This window comes from Pleomorphomonas sp. PLEO, assembly GCF_041320595.1.
Taxonomy (GTDB): Bacteria; Pseudomonadota; Alphaproteobacteria; order Rhizobiales; family Pleomorphomonadaceae; genus Pleomorphomonas.
In genome coordinates, this window is the sequence record NZ_CP166625.1 from 588,366 (window position 1) to 609,714 (window position 21,349).

Here is a 21,349-nt window from a genome sequence, read left to right on the forward strand (position 1 = left end):
TCTCGGCCACCGCGATGGCGCGAGAAATTCGTGAGCTGAATTCGAGGACCGCTTTCGGAAAGCCGGGGGCCTTCAGGCCTTGTTCTTGTCGTCCTTGGTCTTCAGGAACTTCGGTCCCTTGCCAAGGATCTTGTCGTCGATCTCGCCAATGGCGGCCAGATTCTTGCGGTCATAATCGATCTTCGAAAGCAGATAGCGGATGGCGTTGAGGCGAGCCCGCTTCTTATCGTTGGAACGAACGACAATCCACGGGCTGAGATCGGAATGACTGGCCTTCAGCATGCGATCGCGCGCGGCGGTATATTCATCCCACATGGCGAGCGCCTTGAGATCAACCGGCGATAGCTTCCAGATGCGCAACGGATCGTGGCGGCGGTCGTGGAACCGCTTGAGTTGCATCTCGCGCCCGATGTCGAGCCATATCTTGATCAGCACGATGCCGTCGTGGATCAGCATGCGCTCGAAATGCGGCACTTCCTCGAGGAAGAGTTGCGACTCCTCGGCCGTGCAGAAGCCCATCACTGGCTCGACAACCGCGCGGTTGTACCAGGAACGGTCAAAGAACACGATCTCGCCGCGGGTTGGCAGTTCCTTGGCGTAGCGCTGGAAATACCACTGGCCCCGCTCAACGTCGGAGGGCTTGGTCAACGCTACATGGCGGGCGGATCGCGGGTTCATGTATTCCAGGAAGGTGGCGATGGTGCCGCCCTTGCCTGCGGCATCGCGGCCCTCCAGCAGCAGGACGATGCGCTGACCGGTGTCGTTGGCCCATTTCTGCAACTTCACCAGTTCGATCTGCAGCACGCGCAGCTCTTCGAGATAAGCCTTGTCCTTGAGGCTCTCCTTGTAAGGATAGCCACCGGAGCCGAGGGCCTCCATCTCGATCTCTTCAGGGAGATATGGGTTATCGAGATCGAAGGTGAGCTTGCCGAGCGTGATCGGTGGCGCGTCGGGTGCCTGTGTCGCCAGCACGGCGGCGCCTTCGCGGGCGGCGATCCGCTCGACGTTCGATACGAAACGGCGCGTCATATCGTTCGTCGATTTATCTTTCTTTCCCATCGGCTTTCCCCCAGAATCCGCGTGCCTGCCAGCCCCGCGGGCACGGCGAACCGCGCTACAAGCGTCACAAAAGACGTTTATCAATATGACAGAATCCGCGTTTTCGCTTAAGGACAGATGAATACCATGAGCCCTATGCCGGACAGGCCGGAGAGTAACGACGCGGTGCGGGAGGAACGGGGCCGCTTTGGCGAGGTAATCGCCGAGGGACGTCCTCGGACAGTGCTCATCGCGGCGGCCGTCTTCTGGGTAGTCATGCTGTTTGCCGCCGACCTTTCGCCAGCCGTGGCGCTGTTGGGTTTCCTCGCCATCGTCGCCGCCGTACTTCTTGCCCTGCCGGCCGGCGGAAAGGTGATGGCTCCGAGGGCGACCGACCGGCTCCCACCCAGGCGCTGGCCGGACACCGGCATGAAGCTGTTGCTCGACGGCATGGAAGAGCCGGCCTTTCTCACTGACGCCGAAGGCACTCTGCGCTACCAGAATGCCGCCGCCGCCGCCGAATTCGGCCCTGCCCGCATGGGCGATCCGCTGGCTTTTCGATTGCGCGTGCCGGAAATCCTCGATGCGGTCCAGCGCGCAGGAAACGGCGAAAGCCTGCCGCCAGTGCGGTTCGCCGAGCGCGGTTCCAATGAGCGGCACTTCGTGGCGCGCTGCTCGCCTCTACGCCTGCCGCGCCCCGAGCCCCGGCGGCGGCCGGATTTTGTACTGCTGCGGTTCAGAGACGAGAGCGAAGCTGTTCGGCTTGACCGCATGCGCAGCGATTTCATCGCCAACGCCAGCCACGAACTCAGGACACCGCTCGCTTCGCTGACCGGCTTTATCGAGACCCTTCTCGGCCCGGCTCGGCGCGACGAAGCCAACCGTGAGCGCTTCCTGGCCATCATGCTGGAACAGGCCCGACGCATGGGGCGATTGATCGACGACTTGATGTCCCTGTCGCGTCTGGAGATGAAAGCGCACGTTCGTCCGACCGGCGATGTCGACCTCGCCGAGGTGCTACCGGCAGTCGTCGACATGTTGGCACCCGTGGCCACAGCCCGGCAGGCGACAATCGTCGTAGCGGAGAGTCTCCCCCATGCCTCGATCGCCGGCGACCGCGACGAACTGACGCAGGTCTTTGCCAATCTGGTCGAGAATGCCGTGAAGTACGGTCGTAATGCTGGCTGCATTGCGCTGGGGCTCGCAGAGGAGGAGGGGGACGACGGCCGGCCCGGCTTTCGCATCAGCGTGACCGACGACGGTCCTGGCATTGCGGCGGAACATCTGCCGCGCCTTACCGAGCGCTTTTACCGAGTGGACGCGGCGCGAAGCCGCGAGCAGCGCGGGACGGGCCTTGGCCTTGCCATCGTCAAGCATATCGTCAACCGCCACCAGGGGCGCCTTGTCATCCGCTCGGAGGTCGGCTCGGGCACGACCGTCAACGTCTGGCTGCCCCGTCGACTCCAGCTATCGGACGCCGAGATGACGAAAGAAGCGGAAATGTTCGTACCTGAACATTTTGAAGGCTGATTTTCGTTTTATTTTCAGATATTTACATTGTCACAATAGTGTAGCTAATCCGTCATAGAAGAGTAGTGCCAGACCGTTAGGGTCCGCGGCGTGACGGGTACGAGACAGCCAACGGCTTTAAAGACTCCGACCGTCAAGATCCTAAACCGTTAGGAGTGCTCCCGTGAAATTCTCCACCGCCGCCAGCGCCATCGTGCTCGGCCTCTCCGCCACCGGCACCGCCTTCGCCGCCGAGCAGATCCACATCGCCGGCTCTTCCACCGTTCTGCCCTATGCGACCATCGTCGCCGAGGCTTTCGGTGAAGCCAACTCGAACTTCAAGGCGCCGATCGTCGAAGGCGGTGGCACTGGCGCCGGCCTCAAGGAATTCTGCAAGGGCGTGGGCGATGACACCATTGACATCGCCAATGCTTCCCGGCCGATCAAGGCCGAAGAACTCGACGCCTGCAAGGCGGCCGGCGTGACCGAGGTGCAGGAAATCCGCATCGGCTACGACGGCATCGTCTTCGCGTCCGACATCAAGGGCCCCGATTTCACCTTCGTGCCGGCTGACTGGTTCAATGCCATCGGTGCCAAGGTACTGAAGGATGGCCAGCTCGTCGACAATCCCAATGCCAAGTGGTCGGACGTCAAGGCCGGCTTCCCGGACTGGGACATCGCCGCCTACATCCCCGGCGAAAAGCACGGCACGCGCGAAGTATTCGAGCAGAAGCTGCTGCTCGCCGGCTGCAAGGACAGCAAGGCTTATGACGCCTTCGTCGCTTCCGGTCTCGCCAAGGCCGACGCCGAGAAGGCCTGCGTCAAGGTGCGCAAGGACGGCAAGGCGGTCGATATCGACGGCGAGTACAACGAAACGCTCGCCCGCATCGACTCGAACAAGACCGGTATCGGCGTGTTCGGCCTCGACTTCTACCAGAACAACAAGGACAAGCTGAAGGTCGCCACGGTCTCCGGCATTGCTCCGACGGTCGACACCATCGCCAAGGGCGATTACCCGGTGTCGCGTCCGCTGTTCTTCTATGTGAAGAAGGCCCATCTCGGCGTCGTTCCGGGCCTCAAGGACTACGTCGAATTCTTCCTGGCCGACCAGATGATCGGCCCGCGTTCGCCGACCGTCGCCAAGGGCCTCGTGCCGGCGCCGAAGAGCGAGCGTCAGAAGGCGCTTGCCGACTTCCAGTCCGGCAAGACTCTCTGATCGACTGATCACAAACAGGAAGGGCCTCTTACCGGAGGCCCTTCCTTCTTGGGCCGCCCCGATGGGCGGACGAAACATCGGGAGGCCGCATGGGTCCGCTCTGGCTACTCGCACTGATCGCGGGTCTTTCGTTCTTCGGCTTTGTTCTAGGGCACTGGAAGTCGGTCGTCCTGTCGGGAAAGGGGCGCAGCACGCTTGCCGCCCGACCCGGCTACTACGGCGCTTATGTGCTGATCTGGACGGCATTGCCGGCTCTTCTCATCCTGGTCGCGCTGTCCATTGCCAGGCCGCTTCTTGTCGAACATACGGTACGCGCCAACCTGCCTCAGCAAGTGCTGGACAACCCTACCCAGCTGTCGCTCGAGGTTTCCGGCGTGCAACAGGTAGCCGCCGGCCTGAAGATCGCAACTCCCGAGGAACTCGAGAACATCCGAATCGGCGTCGTGACGGCGCGTTCGGTGTTCGCCGGTCACGGGTTGCCGCTTGGTGAGGACGTGAGGCCCTATCAACTGATAGCCGCCAGCGCGTTGAATCTTGTTTCGGATGGTCTCGATACCGCCGTCGATATAGCGGTCGTCGCTGCTCTCGCCTTCGGACTGATCTTCGCCTTTGTGCGGGTCAAGCCTCGGCTAAGGGCACGCAATCTCGTCGAGAATACCATTCTTGCGCTGCTGATTGCCGCATCCTCCGTCGCCGTCCTCACCACCATCGGCATTGTTCTCAGCCTGCTATTCCAGGCCCTCCAATTCTTCTCGATGGTGTCGCCGATCAATTTCTACTTCGGCACCGTGTGGGACCCGCGCTTCGCGGCCGCCGGTTCGACGGAGAGCGGCCAGTTCGGTTTCCTGCCGCTCTTCTGGGGCACGATCTACATTTCTTTCTTCGCCATGCTGGTCGCCGTACCGATCGGTCTCTTCTCGGCCATCTACATGGCAGAATACGCGACCTCGAAGGTGCGCTCGGTGGCCAAGCCGCTGATTGAAATTCTGGCCGGCATCCCGACCATCGTTTACGGCTTCTTCGCTCTGACCACCGTCGGCCCACTCATCCGCGACTTTGTCGCCGTGCCGCTCGGCCTCGGGACCTCCGGCAACAACGTGATCACTGCCGGTCTGGTGATGGGCATCATGATCATTCCCTACGTCTCCTCGCTTTCCGACGACATCATCACCGCCGTGCCCCGCTCGCTCCGTGACGGTTCGTTGGCGCTCGGGGCAACTCGTTCGGAGACAATGCGACAGGTGATCATGCCGGCGGCGTTGCCGGGCGTCGTCGGCGCCGTGTTGCTCGCGATGTCGCGCGCCATCGGCGAGACGATGATCGTCGTGCTGGCCGCCGGTGTTGCCGCCAACGCGACGCTCAATCCGTTCGCAGAGATGACCACCATTACAGTGAAGATCGTCAACCAACTGACCGGCGACCTCGAATTCACCAGTCCGCAGACGCTGGTCGCCTTCGCACTGGGCATTACGCTGTTCATCATCACGCTTGGCCTCAACGTTCTGGCGTTGACCATCGTTCGCAAATACCGGGAGCAGTACGAATGACCGAAGCCGCCTCCCGCCTTCCCGCTTCGCGGCTCGGCGGTCCGGACGTCCGGACTGTCACCAAGACCGATCTCGGTCTCCGTCGCCGCTATGCTGCCGAACGGCGCTTCCGGGCCTACGGTGTCGCAGCCGTCTCCATCGCCATCTGCTTCCTGCTTGTGCTGTTCGGCTCGATCGTTGGTAAGGGCTATACGGCTTTCCAGCAGACGCGCATCACGATGATGGTCGACTTCGAACCAAGCATCATCGCGCCGGACGGGGATCGTTCGCCCGCCGCCGTCATGTCGGGCAATTCCTTCCGCTTCGACGATCTGATCGCCGCTGCTCTTCAAAAGACGCTGGAAATCGACCCCAGCGACGAGGATGGCCTTTACGACGCTCTCGACCTTCTCTCCAAGGGCTCGGGGCCGATGCTGAGGTCGATGATCGCCAACGATCCCTCATTGATCGGGACAAAGAGAACCGTTGAGTTCTATGCCACCGGCGACGTGGACGCCTTCATAAAGGGCACAATTCGCGCCGATGTTCCTGAAAGCCAGCGCCTCATCAAGGACAAGCACATCGTCCTCATCGACAAACTGAAGAGCGAAGGGGCACTGCGTCTCGCCTTCAATACCGGCCTCTTCACCAACGGCGCTTCGACACGCCCGGAAACGGCCGGTGTCGGCGTAGCACTCGTCGGTTCGCTCTACATGATGCTGGTTGTTCTTGTACTGTCGTTGCCGCTCGGCGTTGCCGGCTCGATCTATCTTGAGGAATTCGCACCCAAGAACCGCTGGACCGACGTGATCGAGGTCAACATCAATAACTTGGCCGCCGTGCCGTCAATCGTTTACGGTCTGCTTGGCCTCGCGGTGTTCATCAACTTCGCACACCTGCCACGCTCGGCGAGCCTTGTCGGTGGTTTGGTGCTGACGCTGACCACGCTGCCGACCATCATCATCACCACGCGCGCCGCGCTGAAGGCTGTGCCACCGTCGATCCGCGAGGCCGGCCTGGGAGTCGGTGCCTCGAAGATGCAGACCGTCTTCCATCACGTGTTGCCCCTCGCCATGCCGGGCGTGCTGACAGGCACGATCATTGGCCTGGCTCACGCGCTGGGCGAAACCGCACCCTTGCTGATGATCGGCATGAAGGCTTTCATCGTCGAATATCCGGGCACGCCCTTCGACCCGGCGACGGCGCTACCTACCCAGATTTACATGTGGGCGACAGAGCCCGAGCGCGCCTTCAGCGAACGCACCTCGGCGGCGATCATCATATTGCTCGCCTTCCTGCTCGCCATGAACAGCATAGCCATCATTCTCCGCCGCGCCTTCGAGCGCCGCTGGTAACCGTATCCTCGGAGTTTCGCCATGTCCGCAGTTCAGACCGCGACGCCTTTCGAGACCGTTCGCACCCCAGATCCAGCCAGCCGGCCGATCAAGATCCACGCGGCGACCGTCAGGGTAACCTATGGTCAGAAGGAAGCCCTGCACGGGGTTTCCATCGATATCGCCGAGAAGGCAGTCACCGCTTTCATCGGGCCCTCGGGCTGTGGCAAGTCCACCTTCCTGCGTTGCATCAACCGCATGAACGACACCATCGCCGGGGCCCGCGTCGAGGGCACCATTACCCTCGACGATCGCAATATCTATGATCCAGACCTCGACGTGGTCGAGCTCAGAGCACGTGTTGGCATGGTGTTCCAGAAGCCGAATCCGTTCCCGAAATCGATCTTCGACAATGTTGCCTACGGGCCGCGCATCCACGGTCTCGCCCGCTCCAAGGCCGATCTTGAGGAAATCGTCGTCACCTCGCTTCAGAAGGCGTCGCTTTTCAACGAAGTGAAAGATCGCCTCAACGAGCCTGGAACCGGCCTGTCCGGCGGTCAGCAGCAGCGGCTTTGCATTGCGCGCGCCATCGCCGTATCGCCGGAAGTCATCTTGATGGACGAGCCCTGTTCGGCACTCGACCCGATCGCCACCGCCAAGGTGGAGGAGCTGATCGACGAACTTCGCGCCAACTTCACGATCGTCATCGTGACGCACTCGATGCAGCAGGCCGCGCGCGTGTCGCAACGCACCGCCTTTTTCCATCTCGGGCATCTGATTGAAGAAGGCCCCACCGACCACGTCTTCACCAACCCGCTCGAGCAGCGGACGCAAGACTACATTACGGGCCGCTTCGGCTGACCGGAAACGGCAGGAGATTTCCATGGAACATACGGTTTCCGCCTACGACGACGACCTCAAGGCAATCGCACGCATGGTCACCGAGATCGGCGGCCTCGCAGAGCGCGCGGTTGGTGACGCTGTCGAATCGCTGACGCGCCTCGACATTGGCCTCGCGCAACGCGTGATCGCCAACGACAAGGAACTCGACCGGCTTCAGCGCGAGATTGAGGACAAGTCGATCCTGGTGATTGCCCGTCGTCAGCCGATGGCCAGCGACCTCCGAGAAATCGTCGGCGCCATGCGCATCGCCAACGATATCGAACGCGTCGGCGATCTTGCCAAGAACATTGCCAAGCGCGTCGTCGCCATCAACGGCGTCTTCCCGCACAAGCAGCTGATCACCGGTGTCGAGCATCTTTGCGAGATCGCGCTGCAGCAGCTCAAAAAGGTGCTGGACGCCTATGCCAGCCAGGATGACCAGGCGGCCAACGCCGTCCGTCAACGCGACAACGAGATCGACGCGCTCTACACTTCACTGTTCCGCGAACTCCTCACCTATATGATGGAGGATCCGCGAAACCTCACGTTCTGCATCCACCTCTTGTTCTGTGCCAAGAACATCGAGCGTATCGGCGACCACGCAACGAACATTGCCGAATCGGTGCACTATGTGGTGACGGGCCGGTCTTACGAGGATGAGCGGCCGAAAGCCGACACCTCGATCGCCAGTACCATCGCCGGATCCTGAGCTGCGGGAGCTGAAAACGACCATGGCCAAGGTGATGATCGTCGAGGACGAAGAGGCGGTGTCGTTGATGCTGCGCTACAACCTTGAGGCCGAGGGCTTCGAGGTCGAGCAGGCGTTTCGCGGCGACGAGGCCGACATTCGCCTCAAGGAGATCACTCCTGATCTGTTGCTGCTCGACTGGATGCTGCCGGGCCTTTCGGGTATCGAGCTTTGCCGTCGCCTCAGGGCACGACCAGAGACCGAGCGGCTGCCGGTGATCATGCTGACGGCGCGTGGCGAGGAATCGGAACGGGTGCGCGGCCTTGCCACCGGCGCCGACGATTATGTCGTAAAGCCCTTCTCGGTTCCGGAGTTGATTGCCCGCGTCAAGGCGATGCTGAGGCGCGCCAAACCGGAGACGGTATCGAACCTTCTGATGGCCGGTGACATCGAGCTGGATCGGGAGACTCGGCGTGTTCGTCGCTCGGCGCGCGAAATTCATCTCGGACCGACGGAATTCCGCCTGCTGGAATTCCTGATGCAGTCGCCGGGCCGGGTGTTTTCGCGTGAGCAGCTTCTCAACGGTGTTTGGGGTCATGACGTTTACGTCGATGAGCGAACCGTCGATGTCCATGTCGGCCGCCTCAGAAAGTCGATCAACCGCGGTCGCGTCCGTGACCCTATCCGCACGGTGCGCGGTTCCGGCTATTCCTTCGACGAGAAATTCGCGACCAGTTGAAGGTTTGGCGAGCGGGCGGTCTGCCCTCCGCTCGCCAGATCGGCTTCAAGGCGTCTTTGCCTCAAATGGTGTTGAGGGCTTTGGCGGTTGGCTTTCGAAGCCTGCTCAGGCGGCTTCTTGTCGCTTACCTTCCGCGTCCTGATGGTCTAGGTTCCCCTCCGATTATGCAGGAGAGGGCCTGACATGCTGGCGGGCAAGCGCATTCTGATCGTCATTGGTGGCGGTATCGCCGCCTACAAGGTGCTTGAAGTCATTCGGCGCCTCAAAGAACGCGGCGCCGAGGTCCGGGTGATCCTGACGCGCTCGGGCAAGGAATTCGTGACGCCGATGACGGTGGGCGCACTCTCCGGCCAGAAGGTGTTCAGCGACCTGTTCGACCCCACCGAAGAGCAGGATATCGGCCACATCGTGCTGTCTCGCGACACCGACCTGGTCCTGGTGGCGCCAGCTACCGCCAATCTCATCGCCCGCATGGCGAACGGCATTGCCGACGAGCTTGCCACGGCAAGCCTGCTTGCCGCCGCTGCGCCGATCATCATCTGCCCGGCCATGAACCAACGCATGTGGGCGCATCCGGCAACCCAACGGAATGCGGCGCAGCTTGCCGCCGACGGTGTTCGTTTCATCGGCCCGGCCGAAGGGCGAATGGCCGAGCGTGGCGAAGCCGGGGTTGGCCGTCTGTCCGAGCCGATGGAGATCGTCGCCAGCGTGGAGGCCTTTTTTGCCGAAGGCGAGCGGGCAAAGCTGCTCGCCGGCAGGCATGTGCTCGTCACATCCGGCCCGACCATCGAGCCGATTGACCCGGTGCGCTTCATCACCAACCGTTCCTCGGGCAAGCAGGGGCATGCCATTGCCGCCGCCGCCGCGCGAGCCGGCGCCCGAGTAACGCTCATATCCGGTCCCGTCTCCATCCCCGACCCGCTGGGCGTCAGTATCGTCCGTGTCGAAACGGCGCGTGAAATGCTCGACGCGGTGTTCGCCGCTCTGCCGGCCGACGTGGCTGTGATGGCCGCCGCCGTTTCCGATTGGCGGCCGTCGGAAGTCGCAGCTGAAAAGATCAAGAAGGCGGCAGGTGATCCGCCGCCGCTGTCTTTCGTTGAAAACCCAGACATTCTGGCAATGCTGGGCCACGACAGACAAAGGCCGAAATTGGTAGTTGGATTCGCCGCCGAAACGACTGATGTCGAGGCAAATGCTGCCCGCAAGCTTGCTGCCAAGGGAGCCGACTATATCGTTGCCAACGACGTATCCCCGGACAGCGGCGTATTTGGCGGCGACCGCAACAACGTACACATCCTGTCGGCGGCCGGCGTCAGTACCTGGCCAACACTTTCCAAAGATGAGGTCGCTGAACGGCTGATCGCGCTGATCGCCGAGCAACTCGGCTGAGTTTTCGATTCGCATCCGCAACGAACCGTAGTTTCGAGGTTTTCCAATGGTCGATGTCGCCCTTATGCGCCTGCCGCACGCCCAGGACCTGCCGCTGCCGGCCTATCAGAGCGAGGACGCCGCCGGCGTCGATCTGGTCGCCGCCGTCGAACAGCCGCTGACGTTGTCACCGCTCGGCCGGGCTTTGGTGCCAACAGGTCTCGCCATGGCGCTACCCTCAGGCTACGAGGCGCAGGTGCGACCGCGTTCAGGCCTGGCCGCCAAGCACGGCGTCACCGTTCTCAATTCGCCCGGTACTGTTGATGCCGACTACCGTGGCGAGGTGAAGGTAATCCTGATCAATCTCTCAGACACACCTTTCACCATTGTCCGGGGCGAACGTATCGCGCAGATGGTGATCGCGCCGGTGAGCCGCGTCCGCTTTGCCGAAACGGAAGCGCTCGACGCCACGGTCCGCGGAACCGGCGGCTTTGGATCGACGGGACGCTCGTGAAGAGAGAGTAATTATTCCTACCAATTAGCCGTTATTAGGTATCATTTTCCAATCCACTCGTTCGTTACGACCTCGGTTGACTGGTGGCCTTCTGCCGCCGTCGATAGAATGGTGCCAATTCCATAGGGTTCGCAGCAACGAGGACTTCTCATGAGCGATCTTTCCCGCCGCGGTCGCGGCAAGATCTACGCCTCCATCACCGATACCATCGGCGACACTCCGCTTGTGCGCTTCGACAAGCTCGCCAAGGAAAATGGTGTCAAAGCGACCATTCTCGGCAAGCTGGAGTTCTTCAACCCGATTGCGTCGGTCAAGGACCGCATCGGTGTGGCGATGATCGAGGCGCTCGAGGCTCAGGGAAAGATCAAGCCTGGCGAATCCACCCTGATCGAGCCGACCTCGGGCAACACCGGTATCGCACTCGCTTTCGTCGCGGCGGCCAAGGGTTACCGGCTTATCCTGGTCATGCCGGAATCGATGTCCATCGAACGGCGCAAGATGCTGAAGTTGCTCGGTGCGGAACTTGAGCTGACCGAAGCGGCCAAGGGTATGAAGGGCGCCATTGCCAAGGCAGGAGAGCTGGCCGCCAGCATTCCCGGTGCCGTTATCCCCCAGCAGTTCGAAAACCCGGCCAACCCGGAAGTTCACCGCATCAGCACCGCTGAGGAGATCTGGAACGATACCGAGGGTAAGGTCGACATCTTCGTTGCCGGCATCGGCACCGGTGGCACGATTACCGGTGTTGGCCGCCTTCTGAAGGAACGCAAGCCCGACGTAAAAGTGGTTGCCGTCGAACCGAGCGAGAGTCCAGTGTTGTCGGGCGGTAATCCGGGGCCGCACAAGATCCAGGGCATCGGTGCCGGTTTTGTGCCTTTGGTTCTCGACACCAAGGTCTATGACGAAATCCTGCCCGTGCCCTCGGAAGAAGCGCTCGCCACCGCTCGCCAAGTGGCGAGATTGGAAGGCGTGCCGGTCGGCATTTCCTCGGGCGCTGCCTTAGCGGCGGCGGTCAAGCTTGGACAGCGACCGGAAAACGCCGGCAAGACCATTGTGGTGATCGTGCCGTCGTTTGCCGAGCGCTACTTGTCGACCGCGCTCTTCGAGGGGCTAGCCTGACCCCCATCCGGCTCGCCGGACATTACGGGCGCATTATCGGCGGCGGGTACCTTCAGGGTGCCGGCCGCTTTTCTTTTGGCAAGGTCAACGAAAAAAGCAAGGATCAGGTCGCCGACGCCAGCATCCGAAACCAAAGCCGCCGCGTCCACCGGGTTGAAGAAACGCACCTCGCGCTGACCCTTTTCCTGCCAGTCATCAAGCTGCTTCTCGACGGCCAGCGGAAAAACATCAACCAACACTTTTTCCTGACGCTTGGGAAACTGCTTGATGTAGGTGAAGCGGCCAAAGGGCTTGAGCTCGGCACTACCGATCAGACCGGCTTCTTCCATGGCCTCGGTTTCCGCGGCTTCATGCCGCTTGAGGCCTTTGATCGGCCAACCCTTGGGCAATATCCAGCGACCACTGTCTCTGGTGGTGATCATCACCACCTCATAACCGTGCGCCGTCAGGCGGTAGGGCAGGGCGGCGACTTGCCGGAACTTTTCGAGCGTCGCCTTTGCCACAACCAACCCCTTTGGAGACTTGATCACCAAGCGCACCCCCACTGCCGGAACGGACAGGAAAGAGCGCGGTTGCGCTCTATGACATAATTTGCCGGCTAATAACACCCTAGCCAGACCGGCTGGGAGAATCCCGCATATCCTGCTGGCAGCGATCAGGCCGTTTCTGCCTGCTCACCATCATTCAAATAGATATTCCAAAGAGCTTTTTCACCGATTGTGGCGATAAACGCGATGTGCGCTTCCGTCTCGGCCGCAGTGATATGGGAGGGCAACGCAATAGGACGCGGTCGCAGGGCAACGCGACCGCCGGTTTGTCCGGACGACGTCGTTTGCGCAGAAACGCTGAGATCGAGGCCGGCCTGTCGCCCACCGGTGAGCTCGAGGTAAACCTCGGCCAGAAGTTCGGCGTCCAGCAGAGCGCCATGTTTGACACGCCGGGATCGATCAATACCGTAGCGATTACAAAGCGCATCAAGACTGGCCGGCGCGCCGGGGTGCTTGCGGCGGGCCATCATCAGCGTATCGACGACGCGGTCGGTGCCATAGGTCGAGCGACCCGACGCCTTCAGCTCGAAATTGATGAAGCCCATATCGAAGCTGGCGTTGTGGGCAACCAGTTGGGCGTCGTCAACAAAGGCAAGGAAGGCGTCCGCCACATCGTCGAAACGTGGCTTGTCGGCCAGAAACTCGTCTGACAGACCGTGAACGTCGAAGGCTTCCTTGGGCACCGATCGGCCCGGATTGATGTAGACGTGAAAGTTGCGTCCGGTCGGGAAGCGGTTGACCACCTCGACGCAGCCAATCTCGACGAGGCGGTCGCCGGTCTTGGGATCCAGTCCAGTGGTTTCGGTATCGAAGACGATTTCGCGCATAGTCGAATCCTGCCCGTCGAAGGCGAGGATTTCAAGGAAATCCGGCCTGCTTGTCCCCCGCCAATTGCTCAGGCAAGCAGTTGGCGAAGAAATATCGCGACGGCATCCCTGGCCGCGCCGAAGCCGTCGCCAGACGGTACCACGAAATCGGCTCGCGCCTTCTTCTCGGTGTCGGGCATCTGGCGAGCGAGAAGCGCCTCAAATTTTTCCGCCGTCATTCCAGGGCGCGCCAGTACCCGGGCGCGCTGCACCTCCGCCGGCGCCGAGACTACGACAACTTTATCAACGTCGTGATGACGGCCAGTTTCGAAGAGCAAGGGGATGTCGAGTACCACCGCCGGCACGCCATCGGCTCGGGCTCGATCAAGGAAATCGGCTTCCACCCGGCGTACTGCCGGATGGACAATGGCTTCCAATCGACGGAAAGCATCGGCTTCTGCCGAAAGTCGTTCGGCAAGTTTGGCGCGATCAACTCGCCCATCGATCGTGGTTCCGGGGAACACCGATTCGATTTCTTTGGCCAGCGGTCCATCATAAAGAGCATGAACGGCGGCGTCGGCGTCAAATACCGGCAGACCCGCTTGCCGGAACAGATCGGCGGTGGTGGTCTTGCCCATGCCAATCGAACCGGTGAGGCCGATGACGATCAAAGGTCTGCCTCGATCAACGCGCGGAGTTCGGGGGTCACCGCCGGCCGGCGTTCGAACCAGCGAGCAAATCCAGGCACCGCCTGATGCAGCAGCATGCCGAGGCCGTCGGCGATACGAAGACCACGATCAGTGGCGGCTTGGAGAAATGGCGTGACGAGCGGCACGTAGACAATATCGGTGATCACCGCATCGCTCGGCACAACGCTCATGTCGAGATCTATGGCCCCATCACCCTTCATGCCGAGTGAGGTGGTATTGACGATAAAACCGGCTGTTACCGCGTATCGATTCGCAGCCGAAAGGACGTCCGCCGACGCCCGCCCAGGATAACGCTCGGCCAGTGCCTCGGCCCGCGACAGTGTACGGTTGACGATACGTACCATGAAGCCGCGTTCGACAAGGGCATCCACCACGGCGGCGGCGGCGCCACCGGCACCGAGCACCAATGCCTCGCCGGGTATCTTGGCCCAGCCGGGAGCGCGTTCGTCGAGATTGGCGACAAAGCCGACACCATCGGTGTTGTCGGCACAGAGCTCGCCATTTTCCATCCAGAGCGTATTGGCAGCACCGATACGTTCGACGATCGGCTGCCGATGACCTGCCGCGCGGGCAGCAATTTCCTTATAGGGAATGGTCACGTTGCAACCGGCGAGGCCACTGTCGGCAAAGCGGGCAAAAAAGCTGTCGATTCGGTCGGGTTCGATCGCGAGGCGTCGATAATCGCCATCGATGCCGAAGTGCTCAAGCCAGTGACTGTGGATCAGCGGCGAGCGCGACTGGCTCACCGGCCAGCCAATGACGGCAGCGCGGATCATTGTTCGATTATCCTTTCCTCACGCAGAAACTCGAGCAGCGGCAACAGCGGCAGGCCAAGAATTGTGAAATGATTGCCTTCGATTTCCTCGAACAGTTGAACGCCGTAGCCTTCGAGCTGATAGGCGCCGACCGAGCCCAATATCGCCTCACCGACAACCGCGAGATAATGACTTATGAAGCGCGTCGACAACGGCCGCATCGTCAACTTCGCATCATCGACGGCACGATGAAGAACCTCGCCGTTCCGGGCGAGCGACAAGGCGGAATGAAGTTCGTGGGTGCGACCGGAGAGACGGGAAAGCTGTCGGCCGGCTTCCTCGCGATCCCTTGGCTTGTGAAAACGCTCCTCGCCAAGCGACAGCGTCTGATCGGCTCCGATAACCAGGTCACCCGGTCGACGTAGCGATACCTCCACCGCCTTCACATCGGCGAGTGCCTGCGCTACGTCGGCCGCGGAAAGCCCAACGAGATCTTCCTCGATGAGACGCTCGTCGACATCGGCCGGCACTCTTTTGAAGATAAGACCGGCACCGGTTAGGAGGGCGGCGCGGGCGGCGCTGGCCGAGGCAAGGACAAGGCTCATCGGTCACCCGGCGTCTGAAAAGGGATCGAGCATTTTGCCATAGCGATGTTGATCCCAGAGGGCGAGAATGGCGGCGGCGGTTTCCTCGATCGACCGGCGGGTAACGTCGATCATCGGCCAGCCATGCTCGGTGCAGAGGCGCTTGGAGTAGAGAATCTCCTGAGCGATCGACGCCTTGTCCACATAGGTTGAATTCTGATTCTGGTCGGCCAGAGCCAAAAGTCGGTTCTGACGAACATGCATGATGCGCTCGGCCGTGGCGATCAAGCAAACAACGAGCGGCCGCCGAGCAGAGATCACCTTATCGGTAATGGGAATGCCGGGCACCAGCGGCACGTTGGCCGTGCGGATGCCACGATTGGCGAGATAAATCGACGTTGGCGTCTTCGAGGTGCGACTGATGCCGATCAGGATGACGTCGGTCTCCTCTATGTCATCGGGCAGGGCGCCGTCGTCGTGGGCCAACGTGAAATTCAGCGCGTCGATGCGCTTGAAATAGTCGGCATCCATCGCGTGCTGCGCACCGGCCTTACCGATGGCCTGTACCTTGAAGAAGGAACGGAACACGTCAAACACCGGCCGCAACACGTCGATGCAGGGAATGGCGGCGGCCTGACAGGCCTCCTCGAGTCGTATCGCAAGGTCCTGTTGCACCAGGGTGTAAAGAACGATGCCAGGCGCCGCCTCGATATCGGCAATGACGCGTTCGATGTGCCGCACTGACCGAACCAGCGGATAGATGTGCTCGATCGCCACCATCGATTCATATTGAGCGGTGGCCGCCCGGCCAACGGCAAGCAGCGTCTCGCCGGTGGAATCGGAGACGAGATGGATATGGAAATAGGTCTGGCCCCGCTTCATAGCCGGCGTGCTCCGAAAGAACGGCGACGCAGCATCTCAGATGGCGCAGTGCTTGGCGAGTTCTTTTTTGCCAATTACGATCAATGGTTTGGCTACGCTGGCTGGTCCGCTGTCCACAGAGGGACACCCATCGTGGGGATGAGCGTGGACAAAAACAGCCTTTCCTTGGGTGCCGGATCGACCCCTGTGGGTAAGCCGCCAAACCGTCAACAGGACAGGCCAATGGGCACTGTCTTGACGGTGTCTGTGGGTGCTGTGCAAAAGCGGCGCTGATGCTTAATGGTTCATTAACTGTTCGGCGGTCATCCCCATTAACCATTCGTTAAGAATTGCGGCATTCCGCCATCCGCTACAGTTTTCCACAAAAGCCACAGGCCACCGGTTCAAATGACGCTACCGCTGTCGAGCAGAGACGCTTCGCATGGTTCCGATTGTGGAGGAACAACAATCCCTGCTATCCCTCGCCAATAAGAAAAAGAAAGTATCTTTAAATAGGATTCTTACCTTGGAAACGGCCATCGGAGCGATCACTGAAAAGACCGATAGGGCAGCGAGTGAGCGTCGCCTTCTCAGAGTCCTCGATGGCGAGCGGATGTGGCCACCGCCGGTTTGGATGATGCGTCAAGCCGGACGCTACCTTCCCGAATATCGGGCGACGAGAGCCAGAGCTGGATCCTTCCTCGATCTCTGCTATGCACCTGCTCTGGCTACCGAGGTGACCCTGCAACCGATCCGTCGCTTCGGCTTCGATGCGGCAATTTTGTTTTCCGACATTTTGGTCGTTCCACACGCCCTTGGTCAGAAGGTTTGGTTCGTCGAAGGCGAAGGCCCGAGGCTTGAGCGGGTCGATCTGGCTCACCTTGTTCTGGAACCGGATCGTCTGCTCACGCGGCTTGAGCCAGTCATCGAGGCGGTGTCATCCATCCGTGCGGAGCTTCCCGACGAGACGGCCTTCCTTGGCTTCTGCGGTGCGCCCTGGACGCTGATCACCTACATGATCGCGGGACGTGGCACCCCCGACCAGATGCCGGCACGGCGGGCGGCGCTGAGCGACCCGATCGGTATCGATCGGCTGGTCGATATCCTTGTGGACGCTTCGATCACCTACCTCGCCGCTCAGCTGAGGGCAGGCGCCGATGCGGTGCAGATTTTCGATACCTGGGCCGGCGTGCTGGATGATGCTGGTTTCCAGCGTTTTGTGATCGAGCCCACGCGCCGCATCGTCGAAGGCTTGCGCGCTGAGATACCTGGCGCGCGGGTGATCGGCTTTCCAAAAGGGGCGGGCGGCCATCTTCCGATTTATGTGCGGGAGACCGGGGTCGATGCCGTTGGCGTCGATTGGCAGGCTTCGCTTGATTTTGTTCGTGACGATGTGCAGCCGCTCGTCGCCGTTCAAGGCAACCTCGACCCGCTGCATCTCGTCACGGGTGGGGATATGCTGGATGCCGCTGTTGATCGAATCCTTGCCCGGTTGGGTGAGGGTAGGCTGATCTTCAACCTCGGCCATGGCATCACGCCGGACGGCTCGATCGACAATGTCGCGCGCATGCTGGCACGAGTGCGTGGTGTTGGGGGACGATAATGGGTCTCGGCTATGACTGGATCAAGATCGGCCACCTGTTTTCGGTGATCGCCTGGATGGCCGGTATCTTCTATTTGCCGCGTCTTTTTGTGTATCACGCCGATGCTGAGACCGGCTCAGTTCAGTCCGAAACCTTCAAGGTGATGGAACGCCGATTGCTGAAGGGCATCATGCGGCCGGCGATGTATGCCACTTGGGTTTTTGGTCTTTGGCTTGGAGTAAAGGGAGCATGGTTTTCCACGGCGTCCTGGCTGTGGTTGAAACTCCTCTTCGTGCTCGGCCTGACCGTCTATCATTATCAGCTCGATGCTTGGCGCAAGGCCTTCGAACGGGATGCGAATCAGCATGCCGCGCGCTTCTTCCGCATGATGAACGAGCTGCCGACGCTGATCCTCTTCGCCATTCTTGTGCTGGTCGTACTGAAGCCGTTCTAAAAGCCAGTACGAGACCTCGTAGTCCCTGAGTCTTGCCGCGCCGGACGGAACAGGGTATAGCGAAATCGTCCCTCACTTCGCGGACAGGCGTATCCAGGCCGAGAAGGTCTGGAGAGTTTCCCCCCGCGGCGGTTCCCCACCGTTGCTGCCAGCCCGCGTCCTTCGGAAAAGATCGTCGATGCGTATCCCCAAGCAGGGGAATTTTTTGTTTTCGACTTCGATTCCTTTTTCCAGCCAAGAGATGCCTTGTCCATGTCGGAGATGAAACTCCAGGATCTCAAGAAGAAGACCCCCACCGAACTTCTGGCCGTTGCGGAAGAGGTCGAGGTGGAAAATGCCTCGACCATGCGCAAGCAGGAATTGCTGTTTGCCATTTTGAAGCAGCTCGCCGAGCAAGAAGTCGATATCATCGGCGAGGGCGTTGTCGAAGTGCTCCAGGACGGCTTTGGCTTCCTGCGTTCGCCTGACGCCAACTATCTGCCGGGTCCTGACGACATCTACATTTCGCCGGCGCAAATTCGCCGCTTCTCGCTCAGGACCGGTGATACCGTCGAAGGGCAGATTCGTAGCCCCAAGGAGGGCGAGCGCTATTTCGCGCTGCTCAAGGTCAACACCGTCAATTTCGAAGACCCCGAGAAGGCGCGCCACAAGGTGCACTTCGACAACCTGACGCCGCTCTATCCGGATGAGCGCTTCCGCATGGAAGTCGAAGGCGTCCCGTCGAAGGATTTCTCGGCCCGTGTCATCGATATCGTGGCACCGCTCGGCAAGGGCCAGCGCGCGCTGATCGTCGCGCCGCCGCGTACCGGCAAGACCGTTCTGTTGCAGAACATCGCCCACTCGATCACCACCAACCACCCGGAATGCTACCTGATCGTTCTTCTGATTGACGAGCGCCCGGAAGAAGTGACCGACATGCAGCGTTCGGTACGGGGCGAGGTGGTTTCCTCGACTTTTGACGAACCGGCGACACGCCACGTTCAAGTAGCGGAAATGGTCATCGAAAAGGCCAAGCGTCTGGTCGAGCATGGCCGCGACGTGGTCATTTTACTTGATTCGATCACCCGCCTCGGTCGCGCTTACAACACGGTGGTGCCGTCTTCCGGCAAGGTGCTGACAGGTGGTGTCGATGCCAACGCGCTGCAGCGGCCGAAGCGCTTCTTCGGCGCGGCTCGAAATATCGAACAGGGCGGGTCCTTGACCATCATTGCCACCGCGTTGATCGATACGGGCAGCCGTATGGACGAGGTTATCTTCGAAGAGTTCAAGGGCACTGGTAACTCGGAAATCATCCTGGATCGCAAGATCTCGGACAAACGCGTGTTCCCGGCCATCGATATCCAGCGTTCCGGTACCCGCAAGGAAGACCTGCTGGTGGTCCCCGACAAGCTCAAGAAGACCTTTGTTCTCCGTCGTATTCTCAATCCGATGGGGACAACGGACGCGACCGAGTTCCTGCTGGACAAGCTCCGGCAGACGCGGACCAACGGCGACTTCTTCGATTCCATGAACACTTGACATCCGGCTCGTGTGTTTCACGTGAATCATCGGCGGATATCGATTCGTCGCCGTTCCAGTTCCTGCGCGACATACAAAGGGCCCATCGGGCCCTTTGCCATTTGTGCGGCTCGGCCATTCTCATATTGGCCAAGGGAACTCGCCCGGCTCGGCATCTTGAACGAATGATCAAACCAAAGGATTGAGTCGTGTCCGATACGATCTTCGCCTTGTCGTCCGGGGCTCTGCCAAGTGGCGTCGCGATGGTCCGAGTCTCCGGACCTGACGTCCGATTCGTACTCGAAACAACCGTTGGCCAGTTGCCAGCACCTCGCCACGCGACCTTGAAAACCTTCCGTGGCGTCGGGGGTGAGGTCATCGATCGTGGGGTGGTGTTGTTCTTTCCGGCTCCAGGCAGTTTTACCGGTGAGGACATTGCCGAGTTCCATTTGCATGGTGGCAGGGCGGTCGTTGCGGCTTTTGTCGCCTTTCTTGGAAGTCTTCCGGGAACGAGGCTCGCCGAGGCTGGTGAGTTTACCCGTCGTGCCTTCGACAATGGTCGGCTCGATCTCACGGAAGCGGAAGGCCTCGCGGACCTCATCGTTGCCGATACAGAAGCCCAACGGCGTCAAGCCGTGCGTCTCGCTGGTGGCGCCTTCCGGACAAGGGCCGAGGACTGGCGGCGGCGCCTGATCGATTTGCGGGCCTACGTCGAGGCGGACCTCGATTTTTCCGACGAGGAGGATGTGCCGGAAGATATTTCCAGCGCCGTCGGCACTGGGATTGGTGCCTTGCGGGCGGAGATGGAGCGTGAACTATCGGCTGGCCAACGTGGCGAGCGTATCCGCGATGGCTTTGAAGTGGTGGTGCTTGGTCCACCCAATGCCGGCAAGTCCAGTCTGGTCAATGCGCTGTCCGAGCGTGAAGTCGCCATTGTTACCGACATTCCCGGCACGACCCGCGATCTCCTGGAGGTCCATCTCGATCTCGGTGGCTACGCTGTTACGTTGGTGGATACGGCAGGCCTGCGGGACGGTGGCGATGTGATCGAGGTTGAGGGTATGCGACGGGGCAGGGCGCGGGCACAGTCCGCTGACCTGATCCTCTGGCTTGACGAGAACGGCGGCGATCCTCCTCAGGACATCACGACGCTGGGAGGGAAGGTTCTGAGTGTGCAGACCAAGGCCGATCTCAATTCTTCTAATCGCGAAGGGCTGACGATCTCCATTCACGACCGAGCTTCAGTTGATCGACTCCTTCATCGATTGTCTCAGGAAGCGGCTGGGCGTCTCGGAGGTGAGGCGCCGCTGGTGAGCCGGGCACGCCAACGACAGTGTTTGGAACAAGCAGTCAGCGCACTCAGGGATATAGAAGTTTCGGGACTTCCAGCTGAGATCGTGGCCGATCGACTGCGTCAAACTGGCGAGGCGCTCGGTCGACTGACCGGCCGCATTGACGTTGAAGAGGTACTTGGCTCGATATTCTCGACGTTCTGCATCGGCAAATAATCGATTCCAATCCGAAACGATTATCCGAAGTTGCCGCGGACCACGCCGTCGTATCGCTCGCCCGCACCTGGGAAGTGGGGCGCATTTCTGGCAAGCTTCCAAAATATTAACGG

General features: G+C 60.7%; 21 protein-coding genes. 14 read left to right on the plus strand and 7 right to left on the minus strand.

Annotated features, from left to right (window positions below; translation table 11 throughout):
- Positions 1–72: 72 nt before the first annotated feature.
- A complete protein-coding gene (ppk2, locus tag AB6N07_RS02500) occupies positions 73–1,059 on the minus strand; it encodes a polyphosphate kinase 2 (protein ID WP_370676250.1) in 987 nt (328 codons plus the stop codon).
- Between the two features lie 126 nt (positions 1,060–1,185).
- On the opposite strand from ppk2, the gene AB6N07_RS02505 reads away from it, so the two are divergent.
- The 10 genes from AB6N07_RS02505 (at position 1,186) to cysK (ending at position 11,930) form a co-directional block, all read left to right on the plus strand.
- Positions 1,186–2,568 (plus strand): ATP-binding protein, encoded by a 1,383-nt coding sequence (locus AB6N07_RS02505; RefSeq protein WP_370676251.1) that lies wholly within the window; start codon positions 1,186–1,188, stop codon positions 2,566–2,568.
- Positions 2,569–2,731: 163 nt separating this feature from the next.
- Positions 2,732–3,763: a substrate-binding domain-containing protein gene (locus AB6N07_RS02510; protein WP_370676252.1), complete on the plus strand. Its 1,032-nt coding sequence runs from the start codon at positions 2,732–2,734 to the stop codon at positions 3,761–3,763.
- Positions 3,764–3,852: 89 nt separating this feature from the next.
- Positions 3,853–5,310 carry a phosphate ABC transporter permease subunit PstC gene (gene pstC / locus AB6N07_RS02515; RefSeq protein WP_370676253.1) on the plus strand — a complete coding sequence of 486 codons (1,458 nt, stop codon included), beginning with the start codon at positions 3,853–3,855 and terminating at the stop codon, positions 5,308–5,310.
- Positions 5,307–6,644, plus strand: coding sequence for a phosphate ABC transporter permease PstA (pstA, locus tag AB6N07_RS02520; RefSeq protein ID WP_370676254.1), 1,338 nt, complete (start codon positions 5,307–5,309; stop codon positions 6,642–6,644). The genes pstC and pstA overlap by 4 nt, the downstream gene beginning before the upstream one ends.
- A 21-nt stretch (positions 6,645–6,665) precedes the next feature.
- Entirely contained in the window at positions 6,666–7,484 is an 819-nt protein-coding gene (gene pstB / locus AB6N07_RS02525) for a phosphate ABC transporter ATP-binding protein PstB (RefSeq protein WP_370676255.1), read from the plus strand.
- Between the two features lie 22 nt (positions 7,485–7,506).
- Complete coding sequence (gene phoU / locus AB6N07_RS02530; RefSeq protein WP_370676256.1) at positions 7,507–8,214, plus strand: phosphate signaling complex protein PhoU; 708 nt, start codon at positions 7,507–7,509, stop codon at positions 8,212–8,214.
- A 22-nt stretch (positions 8,215–8,236) separates the two neighbouring features.
- Positions 8,237–8,932 carry a phosphate regulon transcriptional regulator PhoB gene (gene phoB, locus AB6N07_RS02535; RefSeq protein ID WP_370676257.1) on the plus strand — a complete coding sequence of 232 codons (696 nt, stop codon included), beginning with the start codon at positions 8,237–8,239 and terminating at the stop codon, positions 8,930–8,932.
- A gap of 183 nt (positions 8,933–9,115) precedes the next feature.
- Positions 9,116–10,321: a bifunctional phosphopantothenoylcysteine decarboxylase/phosphopantothenate--cysteine ligase CoaBC gene (gene coaBC, locus AB6N07_RS02540; protein ID WP_370676258.1), complete on the plus strand. Its 1,206-nt coding sequence runs from the start codon at positions 9,116–9,118 to the stop codon at positions 10,319–10,321.
- Positions 10,322–10,367: 46 nt separating this feature from the next.
- On the plus strand, positions 10,368–10,814 hold the full coding sequence (dut, locus tag AB6N07_RS02545; RefSeq protein ID WP_370676259.1) for a dUTP diphosphatase: 447 nt from the start codon (positions 10,368–10,370) through the stop codon (positions 10,812–10,814).
- Between the two features lie 150 nt (positions 10,815–10,964).
- A complete protein-coding gene (cysK, locus tag AB6N07_RS02550) occupies positions 10,965–11,930 on the plus strand; it encodes a cysteine synthase A (RefSeq protein WP_370676260.1) in 966 nt (321 codons plus the stop codon).
- Here cysK and AB6N07_RS02555 read toward each other — a convergent pair.
- The 6 genes from AB6N07_RS02555 to AB6N07_RS02580 all read right to left on the minus strand — a co-directional run bounded on the left by AB6N07_RS02555 (position 11,894) and on the right by AB6N07_RS02580 (position 16,215).
- Positions 11,894–12,460: an NUDIX hydrolase gene (locus AB6N07_RS02555; RefSeq protein WP_370678179.1), complete on the minus strand. Its 567-nt coding sequence runs from the start codon at positions 12,458–12,460 to the stop codon at positions 11,894–11,896. The two genes, cysK and AB6N07_RS02555, sit on opposite strands and share 37 nt — an antisense overlap.
- A gap of 125 nt (positions 12,461–12,585) precedes the next feature.
- Positions 12,586–13,305 (minus strand): DNA polymerase III subunit epsilon, encoded by a 720-nt coding sequence (dnaQ, locus tag AB6N07_RS02560; protein ID WP_370676261.1) that lies wholly within the window; start codon positions 13,303–13,305, stop codon positions 12,586–12,588.
- 68 nt (positions 13,306–13,373) lie between these two features.
- Positions 13,374–13,955: a dephospho-CoA kinase gene (gene coaE, locus AB6N07_RS02565; RefSeq protein WP_370676262.1), complete on the minus strand. Its 582-nt coding sequence runs from the start codon at positions 13,953–13,955 to the stop codon at positions 13,374–13,376.
- Positions 13,952–14,770 (minus strand): shikimate dehydrogenase, encoded by an 819-nt coding sequence (locus AB6N07_RS02570; protein WP_370676263.1) that lies wholly within the window; start codon positions 14,768–14,770, stop codon positions 13,952–13,954. Before AB6N07_RS02570 ends, coaE begins: the two co-directional genes overlap by 4 nt.
- On the minus strand, positions 14,767–15,354 hold the full coding sequence (locus AB6N07_RS02575) for a Maf family protein (protein WP_370676264.1): 588 nt from the start codon (positions 15,352–15,354) through the stop codon (positions 14,767–14,769). Before AB6N07_RS02575 ends, AB6N07_RS02570 begins: the two co-directional genes overlap by 4 nt.
- A gap of 3 nt (positions 15,355–15,357) precedes the next feature.
- Entirely contained in the window at positions 15,358–16,215 is an 858-nt protein-coding gene (locus tag AB6N07_RS02580; RefSeq protein WP_370676265.1) for a pyruvate, water dikinase regulatory protein, read from the minus strand.
- 421 nt (positions 16,216–16,636) lie between these two features.
- On the opposite strand from AB6N07_RS02580, the gene hemE reads away from it, so the two are divergent.
- The 4 genes from hemE (at position 16,637) to mnmE (ending at position 21,236) form a co-directional block, all read left to right on the plus strand.
- The gene (gene hemE / locus AB6N07_RS02585) at positions 16,637–17,797 is read left to right on the plus strand and encodes a uroporphyrinogen decarboxylase (RefSeq protein WP_370676266.1); all 1,161 of its coding nucleotides are present in this window, start codon (positions 16,637–16,639) and stop codon (positions 17,795–17,797) included.
- Positions 17,797–18,231: a protoporphyrinogen oxidase HemJ gene (gene hemJ / locus AB6N07_RS02590; RefSeq protein ID WP_370676267.1), complete on the plus strand. Its 435-nt coding sequence runs from the start codon at positions 17,797–17,799 to the stop codon at positions 18,229–18,231. The genes hemE and hemJ overlap by 1 nt, the downstream gene beginning before the upstream one ends.
- A 252-nt stretch (positions 18,232–18,483) precedes the next feature.
- Positions 18,484–19,749, plus strand: a complete 1,266-nt coding sequence (gene rho / locus AB6N07_RS02595; protein WP_026791468.1) for a transcription termination factor Rho — start codon at positions 18,484–18,486, stop codon at positions 19,747–19,749.
- A 242-nt stretch (positions 19,750–19,991) separates the two neighbouring features.
- Entirely contained in the window at positions 19,992–21,236 is a 1,245-nt protein-coding gene (gene mnmE / locus AB6N07_RS02600; RefSeq protein ID WP_370678180.1) for a tRNA uridine-5-carboxymethylaminomethyl(34) synthesis GTPase MnmE, read from the plus strand.
- Positions 21,237–21,349 lie beyond the last annotated feature (113 nt).

Coding starts and splice junctions, on each gene's coding strand:
- pstC (WP_370676253.1), top strand. CDS start 3,853: ATGGGTCCGCTCTGGCTACTCGCACTGATCGCGGGTCTTTCGTTCTTC.
- AB6N07_RS02575 (WP_370676264.1), bottom strand. CDS start 15,354: ATGAGCCTTGTCCTTGCCTCGGCCAGCGCCGCCCGCGCCGCCCTCCTA.
- rho (WP_026791468.1), top strand. CDS start 18,484: ATGTCGGAGATGAAACTCCAGGATCTCAAGAAGAAGACCCCCACCGAA.
- phoB (WP_370676257.1), top strand. CDS start 8,237: ATGGCCAAGGTGATGATCGTCGAGGACGAAGAGGCGGTGTCGTTGATG.
- pstB (WP_370676255.1), top strand. CDS start 6,666: ATGTCCGCAGTTCAGACCGCGACGCCTTTCGAGACCGTTCGCACCCCA.
- pstA (WP_370676254.1), top strand. CDS start 5,307: ATGACCGAAGCCGCCTCCCGCCTTCCCGCTTCGCGGCTCGGCGGTCCG.
- hemE (WP_370676266.1), top strand. CDS start 16,637: ATGGTTCCGATTGTGGAGGAACAACAATCCCTGCTATCCCTCGCCAAT.
- coaBC (WP_370676258.1), top strand. CDS start 9,116: ATGCTGGCGGGCAAGCGCATTCTGATCGTCATTGGTGGCGGTATCGCC.
- ppk2 (WP_370676250.1), bottom strand. CDS start 1,059: ATGGGAAAGAAAGATAAATCGACGAACGATATGACGCGCCGTTTCGTA.
- dut (WP_370676259.1), top strand. CDS start 10,368: ATGGTCGATGTCGCCCTTATGCGCCTGCCGCACGCCCAGGACCTGCCG.
- hemJ (WP_370676267.1), top strand. CDS start 17,797: ATGGGTCTCGGCTATGACTGGATCAAGATCGGCCACCTGTTTTCGGTG.
- phoU (WP_370676256.1), top strand. CDS start 7,507: ATGGAACATACGGTTTCCGCCTACGACGACGACCTCAAGGCAATCGCA.
- AB6N07_RS02580 (WP_370676265.1), bottom strand. CDS start 16,215: ATGAAGCGGGGCCAGACCTATTTCCATATCCATCTCGTCTCCGATTCC.
- AB6N07_RS02505 (WP_370676251.1), top strand. CDS start 1,186: ATGAGCCCTATGCCGGACAGGCCGGAGAGTAACGACGCGGTGCGGGAG.
- dnaQ (WP_370676261.1), bottom strand. CDS start 13,305: ATGCGCGAAATCGTCTTCGATACCGAAACCACTGGACTGGATCCCAAG.
- mnmE (WP_370678180.1), top strand. CDS start 19,992: ATGGTCCGAGTCTCCGGACCTGACGTCCGATTCGTACTCGAAACAACC.
- AB6N07_RS02570 (WP_370676263.1), bottom strand. CDS start 14,770: ATGATCCGCGCTGCCGTCATTGGCTGGCCGGTGAGCCAGTCGCGCTCG.
- cysK (WP_370676260.1), top strand. CDS start 10,965: ATGAGCGATCTTTCCCGCCGCGGTCGCGGCAAGATCTACGCCTCCATC.